The following is a 4,479-nucleotide window of genomic DNA, read 5'->3' on the forward strand; positions in this document are numbered from 1 at the left end:
GACGATCCCGTCGCCGGCGATGCCGATGCCGTGCGGGCGACGGGACGGAAGGAACGGTCGCCGGGGACGTCGGCGAAGGCGAGCGCGAGGAACGGCCAGGCGCCCTGGTTCTCCGGCTCCTCCTGCACCCACACCAGTTCGGCGTTCGGGTAGGAGTCGGTGATGGCCTTGAGGTCGTCGATCGGCGTCGGGTAGAGCTGCTCGAGCCGGACGAGGGCGACCTCGGGGTTCGGGTTCTTATCGAGTTCGGCGCGCAGATCCCAGTGCACCTTGCCCGAGTGCACGAGGACGCGCTTCACGGCCGAGCGGTCGAGACCGCGGTCGTCGTCGATCACCGGCTCGAACCGGCCCTGGGTGAACGCCTCGACCGGGCTCGTCGCGCCGCGCAGACGCAGCATCGCCTTCGGAGTGAACACGATGAGCGGCTTGCGAGGACGGGCATAGGCCTGGCGGCGCAGCAGGTGGAAGTACGACGCCGGGGTCGACGGACGGGAGACGATCATGTTCTCCTGTGCGCACAGCTGCAGGAATCGCTCGATGCGCGCCGACGAGTGGTCGGGTCCCTGGCCCTCGTAGCCGTGGGGGAGGAGCAGCGTCACGCTGGACTGCTGGCCCCACTTCTGCTCGGCGGCGGAGATGTACTCGTCGATGACGGACTGGGCGCCGTTGACGAAGTCGCCGAACTGCGCCTCCCAGAGCACGAGTGCTTCGGGGGCCTCGACCGAATAGCCGTATTCGAATCCGAGGGCGGCGTACTCGCTGAGGAGCGAGTCGTAGACGAAGAACCGGCCCTGCGCGTCGGACAGGTTCGACAGCGGCAGCCACTCCTGGCCGTTCGCGCGGTCGTGAAGGGTCGCGTGACGCTGCACGAACGTGCCGCGGCGCGCATCCTGCCCGGCGAGACGCACCGGGGTGCCCTCGACCAGAAGAGAGCCGAATGCGAGCAGCTCGCCGAAGCCCCAGTCGATACCGCCGTTGCGGCTCATGTCGAGACGCTTCTCCAGCAGCTGTTGGATCTTCGGGTGCACCGTGAAGCCCTCGGGCTTGTTCACGAACGCGTCGCCGATGAGCTGGATGACCTCACCCGGCACGCCGGTGACCTCGGGCGCGCCGACCTGATCTTCCACCGGAGGCAGGTCGGGTGCGATCGGCGTCGCCCCGGTCTCCGCCGCGTGGGTCTCGGCGAAGGCGATCTCGAGACGGTTCTGGAAGTCCGCCTTGGCCTCGTCGTACTCCTGCTCCGTGATGTCGCCACGGCCGACGAGCGACTCGGTGTACAGCCGGCGGACCGACCGCTTCGCCTGGATCAGGTCGGTCATCAGCGGCTGCGTCATCGAGGGGTCGTCGCCCTCGTTGTGACCGCGTCGGCGGTAGCACACGAGGTCGATGACGACGTCGCGGTGGAAGCGCTCGCGGTACTCGAACGCGAGCTGCGCCACGTGGATGACGGCCTCGGGGTCGTCGCCGTTCACGTGGAACACCGGTGCCTGGATGGTCTTCGCCACGTCGGTGGAGTACACCGAGGTGCGTCCGTCGTTCGGGGTCGTCGTGAAGCCGACCTGGTTGTTCACCACGACGTGGATCGTGCCGCCGGTGCGGTAGCCGCGCAGCTGCGACATCTGCAGCGTCTCGACCACGACGCCCTGTCCGGCGAAGGCGGCGTCGCCGTGGACGAGGATCGGCAGCCAGGCGAACGTGCCGATCGGCTTGCGGTCCTGCTTGGCGCGGACGATGCCTTCCAGCACGCCGTCGACCGTCTCGAGGTGCGACGGGTTCGCCGCGAGGTAGACCGGCAGCTCGGACTTGTCGTCGGCGACGAAGGTGCCCTCGGTGCCGAGGTGGTACTTCACATCGCCGGAGCCGCGCTGGTTGCCGGGGGTCTGGGTGCCCTCGAACTCCCGGAACACCTGGCCGTACGTCTTGCCGGCGATGTTCGTGAGCACGTTGAGGCGGCCGCGGTGGGCCATACCGATCGCGGCACCCTCGAGACCTGCGGTCGCGGCGCCCTGGAGGATCTCGTCGAGCAGCGGGATCAGAGACTCGCCGCCCTCGAGCGAGAAGCGCTTCTGGCCGACGAACTTCGTCTGCAGGAAGGTCTCGAACGCCTCGGCCTCGTTCAGCTTGCGGAGAACCCGCAGCTGCTCGTCGTGGCCGGGCTTCTGGTACTTGACCTCGACCTTCTCCTGGAACCAGCGACGCTGCTCCGGGTCCTGGATGTGCATGTACTCGATGCCGAGCGTGCGGCAGTACGAGTCGCGGAGCACTCCGAGGATGTCGCGGAGCTTGGCGACGCGCCGACCGCCGAATCCGCCGGTGACGAATTCGCGGTCGAGGTCCCAGAAGGTGAGCCCGTGGCTCTCGATCTCGAGGTCGGGGTGTGACCGCTGCTGGTACTCGAGCGGATCGATGTCGGCCATCAGGTGGCCGCGGACGCGGAAGGAGTTGATGAGCTCCTGCACGCGGGACTGCTTGTCGACGCGCTCGGCGAGGTCGACCGCGATGTCGGGGTTCCACCGGATGGGGGCGTACGGGATGCGGAGCGCCGCGAAGATGTCGTCGTAGAAGCCGCGCTGGCCGATGAGCAGCTCATGCACCTTCTTGAGGAACTCGCCCGACCCGGCACCCTGGATGACGCGGTGGTCGTAGGTGCTGGTGAGCGTGATCGTCTTGCCGATCGCCAGTTCGTTGAGCGTCTTGTCGCTCGCGCCCTGGAACTCGGCGGGGTACTCGAGGGCTCCGGCACCGATGATGCAGCCCTGGCCCTTCATGAGTCGCGGCACGGAGTGCACGGTGCCGATGCCGCCGGGGTTGGTGAGGGACACGGTGGTGCCCTGGAAGTCGGCGGCGGTGAGCTTGTTGCCGCGCGCGCGGGTGACCAGGTCTTCGTAGGCGCTGAGGTACTCCGTGAAGGACAGGGTGTCGGCGCGCTTGATGCTGGGCACCATGAGTGCGCGAGTTCCGTCGGGCTTGGGCAGGTCGATCGCGATGCCGAGGTTGACGTGCGCCGGGGCGACGACCGAGGGCTTGCCGTCGATCTCGGCGTAGAACACGTTCTGGCTGCGGAACTCGTCGAGCGTGCGGATGAGCGCCCAGCCGATGAGGTGGGTGAAGCTGATCTTGCCGCCGCGGGTGCGCGCCATGTGGTTGTTGATGACGATGCGGTTGTCGATCATCAGCTTCGCGGGCACGGTGCGCACGCTGGTCGCGGTCGGGACGGTCAGCGACTCGTCCATGTTCGCCGCGAGGGTCTTCGGCAGGCCGCGCAGCGGCGTGACCTTGTCCTCCTCGACCGTCTCGGCGGCTTCCTTCGACTCGGGCTTGGGCGCGGGCTTGGGGGCCTGGGCCGGGATCGGCGCGGCGGCCGCGGGCTTCGCGGTCGTGCGGGCGACCGGCTGCGAGCCGATCACGGGGATCGGGGCGGTCACCGGATGTGCCGACGTGTCCGCGGCGGCGGGTGCCGATGAGGACGTGTCCGAGTGGTACTTCTCGAGGATCGGCCACCACTCCTTGTCGACGGAGTCGCGGTTCACCTTGAACTGCTCGTAGAGCTCTTCGACGAGCCAGGAATTGGCTCCGAACCCCCCGTCGCCGTTGACGCCGGTCACCTGGTTCGACACTCTCGATCGCCCTCTTTCATCGCTGAAGCTCTCTGGTGCGGACGTCGACGCAGGATGCGTTCGGATCCGCACACTCTCGACCAACAAGCCTAACGTGTTTCGCTCGGGGAATCGTCGGAAGCGACGCGCCCACGCGGCTGCGATCTGGGTACCGTGGAGACATGGAGTTCTCTGGATCGCAGCCGACCGTCGACCTGACCTACTCGGACGTCTTCCTGGTGCCGCGGCGATCCGGGGTCACCAGCCGTCTTCAGGTCGATCTGGCACCACTGGACGGCACCCCGGCCACCCTTCCGATCGTCGCCGCGAACATGAACTCCGTGACCGGACCGCGCATCGCGGCGGTGCTCGCCCGCCGAGGTGCGCTCGGCGTCCTTCCCCAGGACCTGCCGCTGCAGGATCTCGATTCCGCGATCCGCGACGTGAAGGCGCAGCCGGTCCTCTGGGACACCCCGATCGTGCTCCCGCCCGAGGCCTCCGTCTCGGACGCGCTTCGTCTGCTCCCGGCCGCCGCCGGTCACGGGATCGTGGTCGCGCAGGGCGCCGCGCCGATCGAGGTCGGCCGGATCCTCGGGGTGCTCCCGGCCACCAGGCTCGCCACCGCGCTGCCGGATGCTCAGCTCGGAGATCTCGTGCACCGCGGGACGCCGTCCATCGACGCGGACGACATCGGTTCGGAGCGGCACGCCTTCGACGTCATCACGGACGCCGACGTCGAGATGGTGACCGTGGTCCATCACGGACATCTCGTGGGCACCCTGAGCGCGCGCAGTGCGCTGCGCTCGACCCTGTACCGCCCGGCCGTCGATACCGACGGGCGTCTGGCCGTCGCCGCGGCCGTCGGAATCAACGGCGACGTCGC

2 protein-coding genes are annotated in these 4,479 nt (G+C 68.4%); one reads left to right on the forward strand and one right to left on the reverse strand.

Features of this window, described 5'->3' with window-relative positions:
- Positions 1–3,617 (reverse strand): multifunctional oxoglutarate decarboxylase/oxoglutarate dehydrogenase thiamine pyrophosphate-binding subunit/dihydrolipoyllysine-residue succinyltransferase subunit (locus tag ACNPM4_RS11550; protein WP_448985796.1); only part of this gene is annotated, 3,617 nt, incomplete at its 3' end.
- A 161-nt stretch (positions 3,618–3,778) separates the two neighbouring features.
- Here ACNPM4_RS11550 and ACNPM4_RS11555 point away from each other — a divergent pair.
- Positions 3,779–4,479: IMP dehydrogenase (locus ACNPM4_RS11555; protein WP_448985797.1), on the forward strand; the 701-nt coding region annotated here is incomplete at its 3' end.

The organism is Microbacterium umsixpiens (assembly GCF_053543675.1).